The sequence below is a fragment of the Tenggerimyces flavus genome, assembly GCF_016907715.1.
Taxonomy (GTDB): domain Bacteria; phylum Actinomycetota; class Actinomycetes; order Propionibacteriales; family Actinopolymorphaceae; genus Tenggerimyces; species Tenggerimyces flavus.
In genome coordinates this window covers 5,053,105-5,072,309 of record NZ_JAFBCM010000001.1, presented here as the reverse complement: position 1 = coordinate 5,072,309, position 19,205 = coordinate 5,053,105, and the positions used below count along the sequence as shown (strand labels likewise).

Genomic DNA, 19,205 nt, shown 5'->3' with positions numbered 1-19,205 from the left:
AGAACGCGGTGGTGGCCTGGACGGCGGCCGCGCCCCGACCGCATCCAGCTGCTGCACATGCCCGTGGGTGAACGACCGCAGATACGTCCCATGCGTCGATGGCGCCCGCACCCCCCGGTGAACAGCCGGGCCATCCCGCCGTGCCGGAGCACACCCAGGTCATCGATGCTGTCCGCGCCGGCGAGCATCCCACCGACCACGCCGGTCGCCTTCACCGCCGCGTTCGGCGAGGCCACCGTCAGCCCCTCGGCGAGCAGATCACCCAGACCGGCCGACTCGGCCAGCCCCGGCAGCGGCACCAGACCCGCCGCCGACACCAGATTGGGGTCGTCGAACACCGGCCGGATCCTGTGCGATGCTTGCACCCGCGAGATGCACTTCGCTCGGTAGACGATCGGACCTTGAGACAAGCCCGATCCTCCCGCCCGGCAAGGGCATTCTCGTTCTACGCCACGCTCACCTACCCGCTCTTCGGTGGATCAGGGCTGAACGCCCCGTAAGCGGATCCACGTGTTCAGAGAACCATGCCTGGTTCCGTTCCGGCGTCGGGCACGGCGTGACCCGGGCACCACGATCCACCAAGCCCTGATCTCCGAAGTCCCGTCTCTCCGACGCCGTGTCACCAAAGCTCCTGACCCAGCAACAAGCTAGTCGGGGTCGGGTGGCGAGGCTACTGGCGCACCGGTCGGGCCGCCGCGAGTACCTTGTCGCAGACCGCGGGCGGGCCGTTCTCGTCGAACTCGCGCTGGGTGAGCACGACGACGGTCAGGTCCTGCGCGGGCACGTTCCACCACGCCGTGCCCTGCCCGCCGTGCCACGAGTAGCCCCCGTCGTCGAGTACCGAGACGCCGAAACCCCAGCCGCGGCCGAGGAGCATGTCGAAGCCCGGCCACACCCGCGCCCGCTGCTCGCGGGTGAGCTGGTCGCCGGTCATGGCCGCGGCCGTCTCCGGGCGCAGCACGGGCGCGCCCCCGCGGGCGAGCATCCGCCCAAACGCGACGAGGTCGTCGACCGAGGACACCAGCCCGTCGCCGCCGTCCGGGAACGCCGGGGGTCGGGACCACTGCCCGCCCGGCGGGTCGGTCTCCACGAGCCGCCCGTCGCGCAGGGCGTACGCGGTGGCGAGGCGGCCGGTCTCTGCGGTGTACGCGGTGTCGCGCATCCCGAGCGGGTCGAGCACCCGTTCGCGCAGGACGTCCGGGAACGGCATGCTCGCTGCTCGTGCCGCCAGCACGCCGAGCACCTGTGAACCGGTGTGGTAGAGCCACCGCTCGCCGGGCGGGGCGACCAGCGGCAGCTCACCCAGTCGGGCCAGCCAGGTGTCCGGGTCCGGCGCGGCGGCCGATTGCGGCGGACCGAACGTCATGACCTGGCGCTCCGTGGCCGCGGCGACGATCGGCCACGGCTGCTCCGCCGTGAGCATCGCGCCCAGCAACCCGAAGCCCCACGTGAAGGTGAGCAACTCGCGGACCAGCGGGGAGCGCAGCGCCGGCATCGTGTCGTCGAGCGGGCCGTCCGGCCTGCGCAGCACCCGACGGTCGGCGAGCTCGGGCAGCAGGCGATCGACCGGCTCGTCCAGATCGAGCACACCGTCGTCGGCCAGCGACAGCACGGCGGCCGCCGTGATCGGCTTGCTCATCGAGGTGATCCGGAACAGCGTGTCCCGCGCCATCGGCGGCCCGCCGACCGCGCTCGCGCCGGCCGTCGCCACGTGCACCGCCTCGCCTCGCGCCACGGCCGCGACCACACCGGGCACCTGGCCCTCCTCGATGGCCTGCGCGACGGTCGCGTCGACCCGGTCACGCACCTCCACGTCGAGCGTCATCCCGTCATTCCCTTCGTCAATGGCGCCGACTGGTAGCCCTCTGTCGACGTGCCGTAAGCGGATCAACCTCAGTGGGAGGACACCACTGCACCTCGGACCACCCGCCGCGCAGCCAACCGGTGAACGGATGAGTTGAGCACGGTGCGCGGCCAGCGCCTCGGCGAGTGGGGCGTTCTCCGTTCCGTCGTCGAGACCGCCGCCGGCCAGGATCACCGGGGGCCCGTCGCCGTGCCGTGTGTAGCCGATGACGGTGCCGTCGGCGGAGGTCACAGGGTTCACGCTCCTAAGTTAGTAGCGTTCACACCTGTTGTGCAAGTACACTCGGTGCATGAGTAAGAAGCGGCTGTTCGACGACCCCTGCGGCATCGCGCGAGCGCTGAACGCGGTCGGCGAGCGGTGGGCGTTGCTGGTTGTGCGGGAACTGGTGTTCGGCCCGAAGCGCTACTCCGACCTGCACCGCGGGCTGCCGCAGATGAGCCAGAACGTCCTCGCGCAGCGGTTGCGCGAGCTCGAAGCCGACGGCCTGGTGCGGCGAAGGCGCCTGGGGCCGCCTGCGTCCGCCGCCGTGTACGAGCTCACCGAGCGCGGGCAGGAACTGGAGCCCGTGCTCCGCGCGCTCGCCCACTGGGGCAGCCGCGCACCGCTGCCCGAGGACGGCGCGGCGGAACTGAGCGTCGACGCGCTGCTGTTCGCCCTGCGCGCCACCTTCGATCCGGAACTGGCGGGTGAGCTGTCGGTGCGCTGCCAGCTGGACGTCGCGGGCGACCGGTTCCGCATCACCGTTGCTGGCGGGCGCCTCGAATTGGACCGCGGTGAGCACGCCGAACCCGATGCGTGGCTGACCGTGCCAGAGGCGGCGACATTGCGCGATCTGGTGTTCGCCGGTGCGGCGCTGCACGACGCCGTCGAGCGGGCAGACACCGAGGTGGCGGGCGACACCGCGCGGCTCGCCGCCCTGCTGCGCTGCTTTCCCGCAGCCGTGCGGTATCCGGCGCCACAGGACCCCGGGCCGACGGATCCCGTGTCGCCGGGCCCCGTTTAACCTGGCCCCGGGTCACCGGACGCCGAACTCGCGGATCCCGCCGTCAGCGCACCCAAGACGATCAACGCCTTCTAAGCGCCGCGCCATGGTCGCGCCATCAGGACATGTCACATTACAAGGGACTTGTCTGACCAGGAGGTGCGAATGGTACGAAAAATCGCTCTGGCCGCGATCCTCGGTCTCCTCGCGATCTTCCTCACTCCAGGACCCGCGTACGCCGCGGCGCCGGGGAATGGAAGATGCGATGCCAACGAGGTCTGCCTGTTCGAGCACGAGCGCTTCGGCGGCGGCGTGGCCGACTTCCGATGCGGCAGCAACTACTGCGAGTTTCGCAGCTTCACCTCGTGGACGTTCGGCAACGGCCACCGGCTCAACGACGCTGTCAGCTCGGTCAAGAACCGGACCGGCAAGTGGGTCACGCTCTTCATCGACGCCCCGCCCGACTCCGGCCGCCCGTTCAGCGGCGTCGAGCCCAACGGCGAGTGGGCGGTCATGGGCTTCGACTGGAACGACTACTTCAGCTCGATGTGGATCTCCCAGTAGCTACAGGTCGAACGAGGGCGCCGCGGCGGACAGGACCGCCGACCGCGGCGCCACCGACCACGCGGCCCCAAGAGCAGACACGACGGAAGCGACCAACTCGGCGACGTCCTTGTCCGCCGAGGAATGCAGCGCCTCCGCGACGATCAGCACGCGCGAGCTCGACGGCTGGATCGCCGAACGGGCGCTCTGCCGGTTCGTCCACCGCCGAGCATGCGCCTGCCCGTCGGCGTCGGCGAAGATCACCTCACCAGTCTCCGGCGACTCCACCGTCCCGCCGAACGTCAGGTACAGCTCGGACCCCACCGCGCGCCGCACCTCCAACGACCCCACGACGTGTGCGAGATCGAAGACCGCCACCGGGATCGCGTACGCCAACGAGATCGCGTTGCACACATCGATCAACGGATGGATCGACGGCAGCGCGCTCTCCTTCTTGAACCGCCGCAGCAAAGCCTCCGAAGCGCACCGATACTGCGTCGGCTTCAACCCCATCGACGAGAACGTCCGCCGCCAGGCCCGGATCTCCGGCAGCTCGCTCTCCGACGACGAAGCCAGCCGCTCCGAAGCCCGCGCGTAGAACGAGTCCACGGACACCGACACGTCAGCGGTGATCCCGTCGACCCGCACGACACCCGCGACCAACGCCGGATAATCCCGCCACAGCTCAGAAGAGTGCTGGAACGTCGAGCTCATCGGTCCGTCACCGCCAGCCGCGCACCCAGCGCCACGAACGAGCCGGCGAAGACCCGCCGGATCCACGTCATCACCCGCGGCCGCGAGATCACCTGCGACCGCACGGCCGCCGCGCACAAACCATAGATCGCGAAGATCACCAGCGTCGCCAGCATGAACACGCCGCTGAGCTCGAGCATCCGCGGCAAGGCGTTCGCCGAGTTGGCGGGCACGAACTGCGGCAGGAACGCGAAGAAGAAGATCGTGAGCTTCGGGTTGAGCAGGTTGACCACGATGCCGCTGAGGATCACGTTCAGCGCCGACTTCGGCGTCTGGTCCTCCTGCACCGTCAACGCGCCCTTGTCACGCCACGTCGACCACGCCATGTACAACAAGTACGCGACACCGGCGTACTTGATCACCTGGAACGCGGTCGCGCTCGCGTGCAACAGCGCCGCGAGCCCGGTGATCGCCGCGACCAGGTGCGGAACGATGCCGAGGGTGCAGCCAACGGCCGCGATCACGCTCGCGCGGCCGCCGCGCGACAGCGCCGCCGCGAGCGTGTAGACCACGCCGGCGCCCGGCGTCGCGACGACGATCAACGTGGTCAGCAGGAACTCGACGGTCACCGCGATCCTCCCGTGTGCTCCACCAGCGCTGGTACGACGACGTCCCACGTCGCGGGCGGCGGCGCCTCGTGTCCAACGCCCTCGAGCGGAAGCAAGGTCGCCTGAGGCAGCTCGGCGACGAACGCCTCGCCGTGCGCGAGCGGGAACAGCGGGTCGACCGTACCGTGGATCACCAACGTCGGCGCCTTGATCTCGCCGAGCCTCGGACGGACGTCGGTGCCGCCCTTGAGCACGCCGTGGTTCCCCGCCGCGCCCGGGTCGATGCTGCGGTCGAACGCCCGGCCGATCAGCTCCCGCTGGCTCTGCTCGTCCAGGCTGACGGTTCCGGCGTACACCGCCGTGTCAGCCGCGAGGTAGTCGATGTAGGCGTCCCGGTCGTTCCAGTCCGGGTCGGGAACGGGGTTGGCCCAGTGCTTCCGCAGCCGCGGCGCGACCGGCGGCAACCCGTTCGCGGGCGAGCCCGGTCCGGCGGGGCTGGTCGACATCAGCGTGAGCGTGCTCACCCGGTCGGGATAGCGGAGGACGGCGCCCAGCGCGATCGTGCCGCCCATCGAGATCCCGACGATGTTCCCCTTCGCGATGCCGAGGCCGTCGAGCACGCCGATCGCGTCGGTGGACAGGTCGGGGAACGAGTAGCCGGGGTTGCCGCGCGGGTACGTCGTCGACTGCCCGGTGTCGCGCAGGTCGTACCGGATCACGAGACGCCCACTCGCAGCCAGCCGCGCGCAGAACTCCGCGTCCCACCAGTCCATCGAGGCGCCTCCCCCACCGATCAGGAGGATGGCCGGATCGCTGGGGTCGCCGAACGTCTCGACGCACAGCTCGGCGCCGTTGGCGGGGATGGTCTGCAAGCTCATGCAGGCATCTCATCACGTTCCAGAACGAGCGACATCGTCGCGTTCGGGATCGGCATCGTGAGCACCTCGTGTTCGAGCCGCGCCAGCTGCTCGGCGGTGAGCGCGCGGGCGAGCCGGACGCGGACCTTGCCCTTGCTCCTCCCCCACGCTCCGGCGAGCTCGCCGTCGACGACGACGCCGTGCGCGTGGAACGAGTCGCGACCGGGCGGCTTGCGGCGTTCGCCCGGGCCGACGAACAGCCCGGTCTTGTCCTGGCCGAACAGCCTCAGCTCCGGAGCCGGGATCAAGCGGATTCCCTTGGGCTCCGGAGCCGCTGTCAAGGTGTCCTTGTCGGTGGTGAGGATCCAGGCGGTGGTGCCGTCAACGTCGACTTGCGTGAGCTCGTCGGCGAGTTCTTCCCACGTACGTTGGGCATCCGCCGGTGGAAGGCCGGTCCACCACGCGTACGCGGCAGTGGTGGTCGGGCCGAACGCGTGGACGTGGCGCCGGCACAGTTCGCGACGGGCTTCGCTCGGATCGATGTCCTGTGCCGGGACTTCGCGGGTGAAGATCGCGCTCGCGGTCCACCGGATCACCACGCGCCCGGTCCAGGTCGCCTGCCGCATGTCCACCGGTCCGCTGCCTCGTCGCTCGTGGCCGGCGAGCTCGCGGCAGACACGGTCGGTGAGCTCGTCGAACTCCTTACGTGCTTGGGGATCGCTGGGAAGTCGCCCGATCGTGAACACGCCGAGATTTCGCTTGGGCAGCAGGTAGACGGCCTGCCGAGGGCTGTAGGCCTGGACGAGCCGTTCGTCCTCCCAGGAGTCCGGCGGGCAGTCGGTGACGCGGGCGTGCAGGCTGACCAGCGCGTCGCGCGGACCGGTGTCCTGCAACCCGGCGTGTACGGCGCGCTCGTACTCGCCGGGCGGCAACCGATCGACCAGGTGGTTGACGTGCAGGCGGTAGGCGACGACCTGGTCGTACGTGACCTTCACCATGCCCGCGACCGTACCCGGTGAACAAGCCAGCGGCTGTCCTGTTTCGCGCGGCTACCTGGCCGCCTGCTCCAGCAGCGCGGCGAACTGGTCGACGTCCATGCCCATGGCGCGAGACGTCATGACCGGGTTGCCGTAGTCGCGCGAGCTCACGATGAGCCCGTCGCGAACGCGGACGACCATCACGTACGAGAGCACGAACGGCTTCTGGTCGCGGAACTGGCCGTGCAGGTCGTACTCCACGATCACGACCTCGGGATCGACGGTCTCGTGCAGGACGACGTTGTCGACCTTGGTCAGCTCGCGCATCGTGCCGAACGACTTCACGCGCTCGCGAAGTCCTTCGCGACCGACGGCGCGGGCGGTCTGTCCGTTCGGCGTGAACGGGATCTCGATGACGACGTCCTCGGCGTAGAGGTCGGCGAACTCGTCCCAGGCGTTGTCCACCGAGGCTTGCAGCATGCGTTCGACGGTTTCGCGTGGTGTCACTGGTCAGATCTCCTGTTGGCTAGAATGCGGAACGTTGGCCCCGTTTCGACGATACGGAACGCGCGCCCCGGTTGTCAACGAGTGGAGGTGGCGGTCGCATGACCGACGCGAAGCCGCTGCGCGCCGACGCGCGCCGGAACCGTGCCCGCGTGCTCGAGGCGGCACGTTCGGCGTTCGCCGACCTGGGCGCCGCGGTGCCGCTGGACGAGATCGCGCGGCGGGCCGGCGTGGGCGCTGGAACGATCTACCGGCACTTCCCGACGAAGGAAGCGCTGTTCGAGGCGGTCGTCGCGGGTGGGCTCGAGGACCTCGTCGCCCGATCGGAGTCGCTGCTGACCGCGTCCGATCCGGGGGCGGCGTTCTTCGAGTTCTTCTCGTCGATGGTCGAGCAGGCGCGCTTCAACCGGGCGCTGTGCGACGCGTTGGAGGCGAGCACCGGGGCGCCGATGGCAATGGTCGGGCACTCGTTCAAGGACGGGGCGCAGGCGGAGTTCCGCTCGACGCTCGGCGTACTGCTCACGCGCGCCCAGGAGGCGGGCGCCGTACGCGACGACGTCCAGGTTCCTGACGTCGTCGCGCTGATCGCCGGCGCCGTTCTCGCGGCACAGCGACACGACCAGGACGACGCGATCGCTGGGCGCGTGCTGACCGTGATCTCGGACGGTCTGCGACCTTAGGCCGGCTGGCAGGTGACCGTGGTCGCGCAGCTGCCGGGGTGGGCGTCGAGCAGGCGGCGCGGGCCGGGGCCCTCCTCGCCGAGCTTGTCGTAGCGGTTGGCGAGCAGGCAGTTGTCGAGCGACAGGCAGCCGCAGCCGATGCAGTCGGTGAGGTCGTCGCGGAGCTGTTGCAGGTGCAGGATCCGATGGTCGAGCTCGGCGCGCCAGCCGCCGGACAGGCGGGCCCAGTCCTCGCGCGTCGGCGTACGTTCGGCGGGCAGCGTCGACAGCGCGTCGCGGATCGCGCCGAGCGAGATGCCGACCTGCTGGGACAGGCGGATGAACGCGACTCTGCGGAGGGTGTCGCGGCTGTAGCGGCGCTGGTTGCCGGACGTACGGCGGCTGCGGATCAGGCCCTTGGACTCGTAGAAGTGCAAGGCGCTCACCGCGACCCCGCTCCTCGTGGAGAGCTGGCCGACGGTGAGCTCCTTGGCGTTCCAGGCAACGGTGGTCACGTTGTCCACCGTACCCGGTGAACCTCGACTTAGCTCGAGGTCGTCACCCGGTCGGCGCAGGACGCGATACCTAGCCAGGTATGGCGATTGCCCGCCCAGCACCAGCCGAGCTTCGGCGCCTTGTCGCTGATCCAGACCGCCGGCACACGGCGGTCGCCGCAGCGCGAGCCGGGCATCATCCAGCAGTTGTTGGGTTCGAGCGACTCGGGGAACAGCGTGGCGAACGCGATGCCCTCCTCCATCGTGAGCGGCGTCCTCCCCCGTTCGGCGATCGTCGGCATCGCCTCGTCGGGCGTGACGTTCAGGAACTCCGGGCCGCGGTCGATGCCGAACGCGAGATAGGCACCGGTCGTCGGGACCGGGAGGCCTTCGATCGGAACGAAGTTCTTGAGCTCGCCCTCCTTGAAGTGGCGGTCGATGACGCCGGACTTGGCCTTGCCGGCCAGCGTGAGGTGCGGAACGGTCTGCTCGGGCCGGACCATGCCGGGCGCGAGGACGAGCAGGAACGGGACCCGCTCGCGCGTCGGCTCCTCGTGGGTGCGCGCGACCGCCTTCTCGCGCAGTGGTGTCACGAGGTCGGTGAACGCTTCGGGGGTGAGGCCCGCGAGCGCGGGATAGTCGAGCTCATCGAGGACGCGGACCTGACGATCGAACTCCAGCGCAGCATCGAACATGCTTGAACCGTACAGCGTACGGTTCAGTTCCGCAAGTCCGCGCCCCTCGTTTGGGTCGGGGGCACCCTCGTCCCATAGGTTCGGACGAGGGTGCCCCCGACCCGAACGACGGACCACGGGACAGGGGCGGTCGTCCACAACCTGAGCCCGGACGGGCGACGCGCACCTATCCGGACGTCGCATCATGGTCTGATGCCCCGACGTCGCAAGATCGACCACCACGCGTTGGAAAGCCTTGTCGCCCGACACCAGGGCGTCGTGCGCGGCAGGGAGTTGGAGCGACTCGGCATCGCACGCCAAACGATCAGCTACCGAACTGCGGTCAACGGCAGCTGGCAACGGGTCCTTCCGGGCATCGTCGCTACTCATAGCGGTCCCACCACGATGACCCAGCGCCTGATCGCGGCGCACCTGTACGCCGGTACCGGCTCGATCCTCACCGGCCTGACCGCCCTGAGGCTCTACGGCGTACGAGCCGCGGCGAACTGCACGACGGCCCACCTGCTCATCCCGCATGATCGGCGACGCGCAGCTCGGTCCTATGTCGTCGTCGAGCGGACTCGAAGGCTCCCGAGCCATCGGTGGCGGATCACTCTGCCTTGCTCTCCTGTCGCGCGAGCAACCATCGACGCCACCCGCCGGTTGGACTCGATCGACGCTGTCAGAGAACTCGTCGCCGAAGTCGTGCAGCGGAACCTCTGCAGCGTCTCTGAGCTCATCCTCGAACTTCGGGCAGCCCCCTCCGCTGGCAGTAGGCTCCCGCGCCTGGCGGTGCGCGAGATCGCGGCGGGCATTCGATCGGTGGCCGAGGCCAAGTTGCGACGCGCTCTCCTCGACGCGAAGATCGTTCAACCACACTGGAACTGTGACCTGTTCTCGGCCGCGGATGACTGGCTCGCCAGACCCGATGCTGTCTGGCCAGACCTCGGAGTGGCGCTCGAGCTCGATTCGCTCGCCTGGCACCTCTCGCCGCAGTCGTACCGGCGAACACAGGCACGACAACGGCGGATGACCAAGTACGGCTTGCTGGTTCTTCCCGTGGCACCGGGAGATGTCGAGACTCGACTGGGCGAGATTCTCGACGAGATACGGCAAACGCTGGAGACCGCAAGACAACGCGTGCCGCCGACTCTCCGAGTGCGCCCACAGGTCCAAGCCCAGACCGCCGCCTAGTCCAGGGCGCGCGCTCTTGGGTCGGGGGCACCCTTGTCCGAACCTATGGGACCAAGGTGCCCCTCACCCAAAACGTCGCCGCCAACCTCACCGCCAACGTCGCCGCCACCTGAGCTTGGGTCGGGGGCACCCTTGTCCGAACCTATGGGACCAAGGTGCCCCTCACCCAAAACGTCGCCGCCAACCTCACCAAAACGTCGCCGCCACCTGAGCTTGGGTCGGGGGCACCCTTGTCCGAACCTATGGGACGAGGGTGCCCCCGACCCAGAAGGACGTGCGGAGGCGCGGCGAATGAGGGTGAGGCGAGCGCGGGTGGATCAGGACAGGCAGACGCAGCCTTCGTGGTTCTCCTGCGCGGGGCCGCTGAGGTGCTCGGTCAGCACCCGCTGGCGCGTCGGCGCCGCTTCGGCGTGGCGGGCGCGGCCGACTGAAGTGATCGCCACGAAGATTCCCCGCCGGTCGTCGGGGCACATCGCCCGTTCGACCAGGCCGTCCCGCTCCAGCCGCGCCACCACGCGGGACAGCGCACTCTGGCTCAGGTGAACGGACGACGCGAGCTCCTGCACCCGCGCCTTCGGGGCCGAAGACAGGCGGTCCAGGACCTCGAAGTCGCTCACGCCCAGGCCGTACTCCCCCAGCGCGCGGTCCAGCGCGCAGGACAGCAGCGCGTAGCGGGCGTGCAGGTGATGCCACTCCAGCTCGAGCGTGGCATCGGCGGATGCTTCAGGCGTCACGGCGAGCAGATTATCACATGCACGCGAACAAGCTGTTAAAGAATATTTTGCTTGTGCAATCAATGCACGTGCATGTAGCTTCCCAGCCATGGCTTCAGCAACACAACCCTCGACTACCGCGCCCGCAGGCGGAAACACGGAGAAGTGGAGCCCACGTCTGTGGGGCGCCCTCTTCGTTCTCTGCGGCGCGTTGTTCCTAGACGGCCTCGACGTCTCCATGGTGGGCGTCGCTCTCCCCTCCATCCAAGCCGACCTCGGCCTGTCCACGAGCGCCCTGCAGTGGGTCGTCTCCGGCTACGTCCTCGGGTACGGCGGCCTGCTGCTGCTCGGCGGACGCACCGCCGACCTGCTCGGCCGGCGCAAGATCTTCCTCATCGCGATCGGGGTGTTCGCGGTGGCGAGTCTGGTCGGCGGCCTGGTCGACGACGGCACGCTGCTGATCGTCACCCGCTTCATCAAGGGTGTCAGCGCCGCATTCACCGCTCCCGCTGGCCTGTCCATCATCACCACGACGTTCCCCGAGGGCCCGACACGCAACAAGGCCCTCAGCATCTACACCGTGTTCGGCGCGAGTGGGTTCTCGTCCGGACTGATCTTCGGCGGCCTGATGACCGAGATCGGCTGGCGCTGGACGTTCCTGCTGCCGGTCCCGATCGCGATCGCCGTTCTCATCGCCGGCATCAAGCTGGTGCCGCAGGACAGGGCGGTGACGCGCGGCAAGTACGACCTCGCCGGTGCCGCCACCCTGACCGGCGCGATGTTGCTGCTCGTCTTCGGCGTCGTCGAAGCGCCCCACGCCGGCTGGCTCAGCCTGCGGACGCTCGGCACGCTGGTCCTGATCGTCGCCCTGCTGTTCGCGTTCGTCGCGATCGAGAAACGATCACCGCATCCGCTGGTGCGGCTCGGGATCTTCAAGAACCGCGCGATCGTACGAGCGAACATCGCGGCGATGACGGTCGTCGGCTCGTATGTCGGCTTCCAGTTCGTCACCACGCTCTACATGCAGCAGACGCTCCAGTGGTCGCCGATGATCATGGCGCTCGCGCTGCTGCCGGGCGGCCTGATCGTCGCGTTCGGCGGGCCGCAGACCGGCAAGCTGGTCGACCGGTTCGGTGCGGCGAAGATCACCCTGCTGGGGCTGGCGGCGTTCGTTCCGGGGTACCTGCTGTTCCTGCGGATCGACCTCGACCCGCTGTACGTCGCGGTGGTCCTGCCGACGATGGTGCTGATCGGCATCGGGTTCGGGCTGGCGTTCCCGGCGCTGAACATCGAGGCGACGAACGGGGTCGCCGACCACGAGCAGGGCCTCGCGTCCGGCCTGGTGCAGACCTCCTTCCAGGTCGGCGGCGCGATCGTCCTGGCGGTCGTCACGGCGGTGCTGACCTCCGGGTTCGCGGCCGGGGCCGACCCGATCGCGGCGTACCACCCGGCCATCGGCGTGGTCGCGATCGTCGCGACGATCGGGTTGGCGATCATCGCTGCTGGCCTGCTGTTCCGGGGTCGCCGTGCCCGGCCGGTCGAGGAGCCGGTCGACGATCGGCTGCCCGAGCTCGAGAACGTCTAACTCAACGGGAATCGACGGCGCGACCGCCAGGTCGCGCCGTCGAACGTGAACAGGTCCACCTGCTCGACCCGCTCCCGCACGGGGAGGCGCGGGGAGAGCTCGGCCTCGACGGCGTCCATCGCGGCGCCGTCGACGCCGTTCGCCACCGTGAGATGCGGGACCACCTCGTCGTACGCGCCGCCATAGGGCGGCGCCTCCGGCCAGCGAGTCGTCACAGCCTGGGTCAGCGCGCGGAACGGCTCGGCGGGCTCGGGCGCGAGATAGAGCAGGTCGGTGAACCTGCCGCAGCTGCCGAACTTCACCTCGAACGCCTGCTGCCCCGCGCAGATCACCCGGAGCTCGTCCAGGTCCCGGTCGGTGATCAAGTCCTCCGGGAGGAACGGGAAGAGCACGGTCACATGCGCGGGCACACCCCGCGCCGCGGCATCGTCGTGCTCGGCTCGCCAGCCCTGGACGACGGCGTCGGCCGCCGGGAAGAGGACGACTAGCGCGGTCTGACCTGGTTCGTACAACACGAACCCCATGATGACGTCAGCGCGAGGCCTCGTCGACCGGTTCCGCCGCACGCTCCTTCGCGCGCTCGAGCCGGGCGACCTTCCATTCGGCATAGAACGACGCGAAGGGGATCGTGCCGGCGAGCACGACGAGCGCGGTCTGCTTGAGCGACCAGCGCCGCGAGTACGCGACGACCAGCACGAGCACGACGTAGAACGCGAACAGGTACCCGTGCTTCACGCCGATGAACTGCACGCCCCACGGGTCGTCCCAGATGTACTTCAGCGGCATCGCCCAGAACACCAGAGCGAGCAACGTGCAGCCGGTCGCCCACGCGGTGATGCGGTAGACGATGAACAGGACCTGCGACATGCTCCGACCCTACTTCGGGCCGGGTCCTCAGGTCGTGAGCACCCCGTCATGGAGCATGCCCTTGAGCACGTCGCGCGAGGCTTCCAGCGTCCGGTCGATGTCGTCCTCGGTGTGCGCGCCCGACACGTGGTTGCGCTTCAGGCTCATCGGCAGCATGAAGAAGCCGGCGTCGGCCATCCGGCGGTGGAACTCCAGATAGGCCTTGTCGTCGTTCCGCATCAGGTCCCGATACCCGAGCACCGGGGCGTCCATGAAGTACAGAACGAAGACCGAGCCGAAGCCGCGCACCTGGCCGGCGAAGCCGAACTCGTCCACGATCGACCGCAGCCCCGACCGCATCCGCTCCCCCAGCGTCTCGGTGCGCGCGTAGAAGGAGGGGTTGTCGCGCAGGTACGACACCGTCGCGATGCCCGCGGCGCAGCCGATCGGGTAGCCGTTGAACGTTCCCAACAGCGCCACGTCGCCGCCGGCCGAGGTGAAACGCGACATCAACGAACGCGGACCCGCCAACCCCGCAAGGGGAAAACCGTTAGCCACGGCCTTGCCGAACGTCGTCAGGTCCGGCGTGATCCCGCACACCGACTGGTAGCCGCCCAGCGTGTGCCGGAATCCCGTGATCACCTCGTCGAAGATCAGCAACGCACCCGCGGACGACGTCAGCGAACGCAAGCCCTCCACGAACTCCTGCGTGGGAAGCAACGCGCCCACGTTGTGTGGGATCGGTTCCAGGATCACCGCGGCGATCTGTTCCGGATGCTCGTCGAACAGGGCCTGCACCGACGACAGGTCGTTGAACTCCGCGATCAGCGTCGAGGTCAGGGCCTGCTCCAGGATGCCGGCCGACACCGGGTCCATCCCGTACGCCAGCGACGGCGGCGAGATCACGTTCCGCGCCACCGCGTCGTGCCAGCCGTGGTAGCCGCCCTGGAACTTCACGATCAGCGACCGACCGGTCTCAGCCCGCGCCAACCGGATGGCGTACGCGGTGGCCTCGGACCCGCTCATCGCGTTCGTGACCATCTCCGCCGACGGGATCACCGAGCAGATCAGCTTCGCGAACTCGATCTCGATCGGCGTCACGCCGGCCCCGATCAGGTCGACGCCGTCCAGCGCGCCACGCACCGCGTCGTTGACCAGCGGCTCGTTGTGGCCGAGCAGGATCGCGCCGAACGCCGCGTGGTAGTCGACGTACCGGCCGCCGTCGGCGTCGGTGATGTACGCGCCGTCGGCACCGGTGAAGGCGTACGGCCGCCCGACGTACCTCGTCGCCGAGTTCACCCCGCCGGGGATCACCTCGCACGCTTCCTCGTAGAGGCTCTGCCCGCGGGGCTTGGCGTTGGTCACCGTTGGTCCTCCGACGTTCCCGTTCGCGCGACACGGAATGCTGTTCCAACTCCGGACCATAGGTGTGGCCACGGGTCGTGTCAATCGGATCACGACCACGTTGAAACGCAGCTCACATTCTTGACAGCGCCCCAGGTCACTCCGATCATGTCGTGACATGGAACGTGGTTCCGCAACTCTCGACAGTCGACCCGAGCAGACCGGCGTGCTCGTGGTCGGGGCCGGCGCGATCGCCAACGAACACCTGCGCGCCATCCAGGCCGCGGGGACCGCGACACTGGCCGGAATCGTCGACGTCGACGCGGGACGAGCATCGGCCTCGGCACACGCGAACGGCGGCGCCCGCTGGGCCACCGACCTCGCCGAGGCCCTCAGCTGGCCCGAGGTCGACGCCTGCATCGTCTGCACGCCGAACCACACCCACGGAGCGATCGGACAGCAGATCGCCCAAGCCGGCAAGCACATGCTGGTCGAGAAGCCGCTCGCCACCACCGTTCAGGACGCGACCGCGCTGGTCGAGGCTTTCGCCAACCAGCACACCGTGTTGATGGCCGCGCACACCCACCGCCACTACGACTACGCACGCGCTGTCAAGGCCGCCATCGACGACGGAACGATCGGGCGCCCGGTCCTGGCGCGGTTCGCGATCCTCGGCGGCTGGATCTGGCCGGACTGGCGCGCGTGGATGATCGACCCGGTCAAGTCCGGCGGACACAGCCTGCACAACGGCGTCCATCTGCTCGACCTCGTGACCTGGTGGTTCGGCGAGAAGCCCGCCACCGTCTACGTGCGCGGGCAGAAGCAGACCGGCGCGACGCTCGGCGTCTACGACTACCTCGAGATGGTGCTGCGGTTCGAGAACGGAGCCACCGCGATCTGCGAGATGAGCCGGGGACACCGCCCGGCCAACATCGGACACCGCGACGTTCTGGTCGCGGGAACGAAGGGCGAGCTAGCGCTCGCCTGGGACGGCGAGTCCTCGCTCGTGATCGACGAACGAGGCACTGGTCAGGTCCCGCCGGTCTCCACGAACGGCTTCCAGGCGCAGCTCGAGGCGTTCCTCGCCGCGATCATGGGCGAACCGAGCGCGATGTCCGCGGAAGAGGGCAGGCGAGCGGTCGCGATGGGTGTCGCCGCCGAACGGTCCATCCAGACCGGGCTCCCCGTTCAGCTCGAGGAGGCGGCGTGATCCACGTCCTGCTCGCCGGCAACGCCGGCCTGGGTCCGACCCAGGACCACCAGCGGCAAATGTACGCGCCCGCGTTCGAGGCTCACCCCGGCTTCGAGCTCGTCGAATTCCCCACCCTGGCTGAAGGTCTGGCCTCGGACGAGGTCGACCTGGTCAGCGTCTGCGTTCCGCTCGACGAACGCGTCGAGACGCTCACGCGGATCGCGAACGCCGGCAAGCACGCCCTCGTCGACAAGCCGCTGGCCGGCTCCGCCGCGGACCTCCGGACGATCGACGAGGCCTTCAAGCAGGCCGGCACGATCTGTCTTCCCGCGCACCACCTGCGGTATCACCCCACGATCCAGTCCACCAGCGCGGCGATCGCCGGTGGCAGGATCGGGCTGCCGTGGAACGTGCAGGGCGACTTCCTCGTCGCCGGCGGCGACCCCTGCCCCGCTGGCGAGCTCGTCAACTTCGCGCTCTACCCGATCGACGTGCTCCGGGCGATGACCGGCCTCGCCGTACGCAAGGTCTGGGCCACCGGCGGGACGTTCTGGCACGACGACTCCCCCGACGACCTCGCGGTGATCTGCCTCGACCTCGACCACGACGTGACCGCCACGCTCACCGTGGGACGCACCGCGACGAAGGACGAGTCCGGCTTCGCCGTGCACAGGTACCGGGTCAGCGGCTCGCACGGAGTCCTGCTGGTCGACGCTGCCAAGCCAGCCTTGACAGTGCGCAACGAGGCCGGCAAGAGCTCGCGCTGGCTGGGTCAGAGCACGGTCACGCGCATGCTCGACGACCTCCAACGAGCCATCGAGACCGGCAGCAGACCGGCCGTCGGCCCGCAGGACGCCCTCGCGACCCAGCAGGTCGTCGAGGCCGCCCAAGAGTCCATCGCCAAAGGCGTTCCCATCCATCTCGAGGAGGTGTCCTGAGTGCGGCTGCTGAGCTTCGAGCGCGACGGCCGGAGGTACCACGGCCAGCTCGTCGGCGCGGACGAGGTACGAGAGCTCGGCCCCGGTGACCTGACAGAGCTGCTCGCCCAGGAGCCCGACTTCGCGACCTGGACCCCCACCACGGGCAGCACGCACAGGCTCCAGGACGTCAAGGTCGTCACCCCGATCGCGCGTCCCGGCAAGCTGCTCGGCGTCGCGGCGAACTACCAGGACCACGTCGTCGAATCGGGCGGACCGCCGCTCGACCGTTCCCGCATCTCCCCTCGCCTGTTCCTGATGCCGCCGACCGCGCTGATCGGCCCGGGCGACGACATCCCGTACCCCAAGGTCAGCCAAGAGGTCGACTGGGAGGCCGAGCTCGCGGTCGTGATCGGCAAGCAGGCAAGAGATGTGGCCGAGCAGGACGCGTTGAACGTCGTCGCCGGGTACGCCGCGAGCAACGACGTCTCCGCGCGTTCGATGGACTACGGCTACCCGCGCGACACCGACGACAAGGCCGTGTGGTTCTTCGACTGGCTCGCCGGGAAGTGGCTCGACGGCTTCGCGCCCGTCGGCCCGTACCTCATCACCGCGGACGAGATCCCCGACCCGCAGGATCTCCTGATCGAGCTGCGCCGCAACGGCGAGATCCGCCAACAGGGCAGCACGAAACACATGATCTTCAACGTCGCGGAGCTTGTCGCCCACGCCTCCAGGCTGATGACGCTGGAGCCGGGCGACGTCATTCTCACCGGCACGCCGGCCGGTGTCGGTTCGACCACGGGGGACTACCTCAAGTCCGGCGACGAGGTGTCGGTCAGCATCACCGGTCCCGGTGTCGACTTCGGGATCCTGACCAATCGCGTCGCCTGAACCCAAGAAGGGCTAGAGATGAAAAGGACCCTCCTCCGCAGGGCAGCGGCGGCAGCGGCCGGACTCGCGCTGGTCGCCACCGTAGCCGCGGCCTGCACCGACCCGACCGCCGGCGGCACCGATCCCGGTGGCGAGAAGAGCGGCAACCCCAGCGCGGCCGCTGGCCCGAAGACAGTGAACGTCTACCTCTACCAGAAGCCGACCACGTTCTACCCCGCTGCTCCGGCCGCCGGTGCGAACCAACTCGTGATGACGACGATCTTCGAGCCGCTGCTCGGGACGAACGAGAAGTACGAGCTGATCCCGAAGCTCGCCGAGAAGTGGGAGATCTCCCCCGATGGCAAGACGATCACGTTCAACCTGCGCCAGGGCGTGGTGTGGAGTGACGGTACGCCGTTCACCTCCAAGGATGTGAGCTTCTCCTTCCACAAGTTCGCCGACGCGAAGTCCGGCAGCGGGTACGCGCTGAACTTCGCCGGCGTCGAGGGCATCGACGACTTCCAGAGCGGCAAGGCACAGACCGTGACCGGCTTCCAGACGCCGGACGACAACACGTTCGTGGTCAAGTCGACCAAGCCCAACGTCGGCCTGGTCGCGCAGATCGGGGTCTACCTGATCTTCCCCGAGGCGCCGCTGAAGGACGTGCCGGTCGCCGGCTTCGACAAGAACGCGTTCTGGACCAACCCGACCGTCGGCACCGGACCGTTCTCGTTCGTCACGTACAAGACCGACCAGTACGTCGAGGTGAAGGCCAACCCGAAGTACCGGACGAAGGTCGCCGTCGACCGGATGTACCTGCGGCCGGTCACCTCCGACGCGGCCACCGCCTCGCTGCAGAACGGTGAGATGGACCTCGTGCAGGTCTCCCCCACCGACCTCCAGCGCGTCGAGCAGATGGAAGGCATCACGGTCTCGTCCGGTCCCGGGCCGGGCTTCATCCGGATCGCGTTCGACCTGCAGCAGCCGCGGTTCAAGGACAAGCGGGTCCGGCAGGCGATGGTCTACGCGATCGACCGCAAGTCGATGGTCGAGACGATCCTCGGCGGCAAGGGCACCGTGCAGAACGGCGTGTTCATGGGTGACGCCGTGCCGGCCGACATCAACCAGTACGAGTACGACCCGGAGAAGGCGAAGTCGCTGCTGAAGGAAGCGGGGTGGGATCCCAAGGAGGTCGTGACGATCAACTGGATCCCCGGCCAGCGCGACCGCGACGCCGCGGCGACGATCGTGGAGAGCCAGCTCAACGCGGTCGGCATGAAGGTCAAGCTGAACCAGACCCAGACGCTCCCCCCGCCGCCTCCGCAGGACGCGACCCTGTTCGGTGGTGGCAACTACATCGTCGAGCCGTACAACGACCGGGTCGTGATCAGCTGCAAGACCTGGGTGCCGAACGGTGGCAACCTGCCCCGCTACTGCAACGAGCAGATCGACACGTTGATGGAGCAGGCGAACGGCACGCTCGATCGCGACGAGCGAATGAAGCTGTACCAGCAGGCGGCGAAGATCGAGAACGACGAGGTCTCCTACCTGTGGCTGTTCAGCCCGGACGCGATCTGGGCGACGAGCAGCCGGCTCAAGGGCGTGAAGGCGACCGGTGACTTCACCGGCATCTTCTGGAACGCCGCGGAGTGGACCATCGACGACGCAGCCAAGTAGACAGTAGAA

At 68.8% G+C, this 19,205-nt stretch carries 21 protein-coding genes and 1 pseudogene; 9 read left to right on the top strand and 13 right to left on the bottom strand.

Going from position 1 to position 19,205, the window contains the following annotated elements; all coding sequences use genetic code 11:
* Nucleotides 1-27: 27 nt before the first annotated feature.
* Together JOD67_RS42615 and JOD67_RS23705 are read right to left on the bottom strand one after the other, a co-directional pair.
* Nucleotides 28-365, bottom strand: a pseudogene (locus JOD67_RS42615) (IS1380 family transposase); the annotation flags it as partial.
* Nucleotides 366-670: 305 nt separating this feature from the next.
* Complete coding sequence (locus JOD67_RS23705) at nucleotides 671-2,104, bottom strand: serine hydrolase domain-containing protein (RefSeq protein ID WP_307782521.1); 1,434 nt, start codon at nucleotides 2,102-2,104, stop codon at nucleotides 671-673.
* Between the two features lie 49 nt (nucleotides 2,105-2,153).
* On the opposite strand from JOD67_RS23705, the gene JOD67_RS23700 reads away from it, so the two are divergent.
* Both JOD67_RS23700 and JOD67_RS23695 read left to right on the top strand, forming a co-directional pair.
* Nucleotides 2,154-2,867: a winged helix-turn-helix transcriptional regulator gene (locus JOD67_RS23700; protein WP_205119899.1), complete on the top strand. Its 714-nt coding sequence runs from the start codon at nucleotides 2,154-2,156 to the stop codon at nucleotides 2,865-2,867.
* Between the two features lie 144 nt (nucleotides 2,868-3,011).
* A complete protein-coding gene (locus tag JOD67_RS23695) occupies nucleotides 3,012-3,410 on the top strand; it encodes a peptidase inhibitor family I36 protein (protein WP_205119898.1) in 399 nt (132 codons plus the stop codon).
* Here the strand turns inward: JOD67_RS23695 and JOD67_RS23690 are convergent, their stop codons facing one another.
* The 5 genes from JOD67_RS23690 to JOD67_RS23670 are packed head-to-tail and all read right to left on the bottom strand — an operon-like array spanning nucleotide 3,411 to nucleotide 7,031.
* Complete coding sequence (locus JOD67_RS23690) at nucleotides 3,411-4,103, bottom strand: B3/B4 domain-containing protein (protein WP_205119897.1); 693 nt, start codon at nucleotides 4,101-4,103, stop codon at nucleotides 3,411-3,413. It lies immediately after the preceding gene.
* Nucleotides 4,100-4,711, bottom strand: coding sequence for a LysE family translocator (locus tag JOD67_RS23685; protein WP_205119896.1), 612 nt, complete (start codon nucleotides 4,709-4,711; stop codon nucleotides 4,100-4,102). The genes JOD67_RS23690 and JOD67_RS23685 overlap by 4 nt, the downstream gene beginning before the upstream one ends.
* Nucleotides 4,708-5,568 (bottom strand): alpha/beta fold hydrolase, encoded by an 861-nt coding sequence (locus tag JOD67_RS23680; RefSeq protein WP_205119895.1) that lies wholly within the window; start codon nucleotides 5,566-5,568, stop codon nucleotides 4,708-4,710. The genes JOD67_RS23685 and JOD67_RS23680 overlap by 4 nt, the downstream gene beginning before the upstream one ends.
* Nucleotides 5,565-6,545 (bottom strand): DNA glycosylase AlkZ-like family protein, encoded by a 981-nt coding sequence (locus tag JOD67_RS23675; RefSeq protein WP_205119894.1) that lies wholly within the window; start codon nucleotides 6,543-6,545, stop codon nucleotides 5,565-5,567. Before JOD67_RS23675 ends, JOD67_RS23680 begins: the two co-directional genes overlap by 4 nt.
* A 51-nt stretch (nucleotides 6,546-6,596) precedes the next feature.
* Entirely contained in the window at nucleotides 6,597-7,031 is a 435-nt protein-coding gene (locus tag JOD67_RS23670; protein ID WP_205119893.1) for a nuclear transport factor 2 family protein, read from the bottom strand.
* A 98-nt stretch (nucleotides 7,032-7,129) separates the two neighbouring features.
* On the opposite strand from JOD67_RS23670, the gene JOD67_RS23665 reads away from it, so the two are divergent.
* Nucleotides 7,130-7,708, top strand: a complete 579-nt coding sequence (locus tag JOD67_RS23665) for a TetR/AcrR family transcriptional regulator (protein WP_205119892.1) — start codon at nucleotides 7,130-7,132, stop codon at nucleotides 7,706-7,708.
* On the opposite strand, the gene soxR is transcribed toward JOD67_RS23665, so the two are convergent.
* Complete coding sequence (gene soxR / locus JOD67_RS23660) at nucleotides 7,705-8,202, bottom strand: redox-sensitive transcriptional activator SoxR (RefSeq protein WP_205119891.1); 498 nt, start codon at nucleotides 8,200-8,202, stop codon at nucleotides 7,705-7,707. The genes JOD67_RS23665 and soxR overlap by 4 nt on opposite strands.
* A 29-nt stretch (nucleotides 8,203-8,231) precedes the next feature.
* Nucleotides 8,232-8,876 (bottom strand): DUF5701 family protein, encoded by a 645-nt coding sequence (locus tag JOD67_RS23655; RefSeq protein ID WP_205119890.1) that lies wholly within the window; start codon nucleotides 8,874-8,876, stop codon nucleotides 8,232-8,234.
* Nucleotides 8,877-9,068: 192 nt separating this feature from the next.
* On the opposite strand from JOD67_RS23655, the gene JOD67_RS23650 reads away from it, so the two are divergent.
* Nucleotides 9,069-10,049, top strand: coding sequence for a type IV toxin-antitoxin system AbiEi family antitoxin domain-containing protein (locus JOD67_RS23650; RefSeq protein WP_205119889.1), 981 nt, complete (start codon nucleotides 9,069-9,071; stop codon nucleotides 10,047-10,049).
* Between the two features lie 317 nt (nucleotides 10,050-10,366).
* Here JOD67_RS23650 and JOD67_RS23645 read toward each other — a convergent pair whose 3' ends face one another.
* Nucleotides 10,367-10,783: a MarR family winged helix-turn-helix transcriptional regulator gene (locus JOD67_RS23645; RefSeq protein ID WP_307782520.1), complete on the bottom strand. Its 417-nt coding sequence runs from the start codon at nucleotides 10,781-10,783 to the stop codon at nucleotides 10,367-10,369.
* Nucleotides 10,784-10,871: 88 nt separating this feature from the next.
* On the opposite strand from JOD67_RS23645, the gene JOD67_RS23640 reads away from it, so the two are divergent.
* Nucleotides 10,872-12,347, top strand: coding sequence for an MFS transporter (locus JOD67_RS23640; protein ID WP_205119887.1), 1,476 nt, complete (start codon nucleotides 10,872-10,874; stop codon nucleotides 12,345-12,347).
* Here JOD67_RS23640 and JOD67_RS23635 read toward each other — a convergent pair.
* From JOD67_RS23635 to JOD67_RS23625, 3 genes are read right to left on the bottom strand one after another with little or no spacing between them, the layout of a single operon-like run.
* A complete protein-coding gene (locus JOD67_RS23635; protein WP_205119886.1) occupies nucleotides 12,344-12,862 on the bottom strand; it encodes a 2'-5' RNA ligase family protein in 519 nt (172 codons plus the stop codon). The genes JOD67_RS23640 and JOD67_RS23635 overlap by 4 nt on opposite strands.
* Nucleotides 12,863-12,878: 16 nt before the next feature.
* Nucleotides 12,879-13,214: a DUF3817 domain-containing protein gene (locus tag JOD67_RS23630; protein WP_205119885.1), complete on the bottom strand. Its 336-nt coding sequence runs from the start codon at nucleotides 13,212-13,214 to the stop codon at nucleotides 12,879-12,881.
* 27 nt (nucleotides 13,215-13,241) lie between these two features.
* Nucleotides 13,242-14,558, bottom strand: a complete 1,317-nt coding sequence (locus JOD67_RS23625) for an aspartate aminotransferase family protein (protein WP_205119884.1) — start codon at nucleotides 14,556-14,558, stop codon at nucleotides 13,242-13,244.
* A gap of 157 nt (nucleotides 14,559-14,715) precedes the next feature.
* Here JOD67_RS23625 and JOD67_RS23620 point away from each other — a divergent pair, with 157 nt between their 5' ends.
* Genes JOD67_RS23620 through JOD67_RS23605 form a run of 4 tightly spaced genes read left to right on the top strand, consistent with a single transcriptional unit; the run spans nucleotide 14,716 to nucleotide 19,196 of the window.
* Nucleotides 14,716-15,747, top strand: coding sequence for a Gfo/Idh/MocA family protein (locus JOD67_RS23620; RefSeq protein WP_205119883.1), 1,032 nt, complete (start codon nucleotides 14,716-14,718; stop codon nucleotides 15,745-15,747).
* Complete coding sequence (locus tag JOD67_RS23615) at nucleotides 15,744-16,667, top strand: Gfo/Idh/MocA family protein (protein WP_205119882.1); 924 nt, start codon at nucleotides 15,744-15,746, stop codon at nucleotides 16,665-16,667. Before JOD67_RS23620 ends, JOD67_RS23615 begins: the two co-directional genes overlap by 4 nt.
* Nucleotides 16,668-17,540 carry a fumarylacetoacetate hydrolase family protein gene (locus JOD67_RS23610; RefSeq protein WP_205119881.1) on the top strand — a complete coding sequence of 291 codons (873 nt, stop codon included), beginning with the start codon at nucleotides 16,668-16,670 and terminating at the stop codon, nucleotides 17,538-17,540.
* Nucleotides 17,541-17,558: 18 nt separating this feature from the next.
* Entirely contained in the window at nucleotides 17,559-19,196 is a 1,638-nt protein-coding gene (locus tag JOD67_RS23605; protein ID WP_205119880.1) for an ABC transporter substrate-binding protein, read from the top strand.
* Nucleotides 19,197-19,205 lie beyond the last annotated feature (9 nt).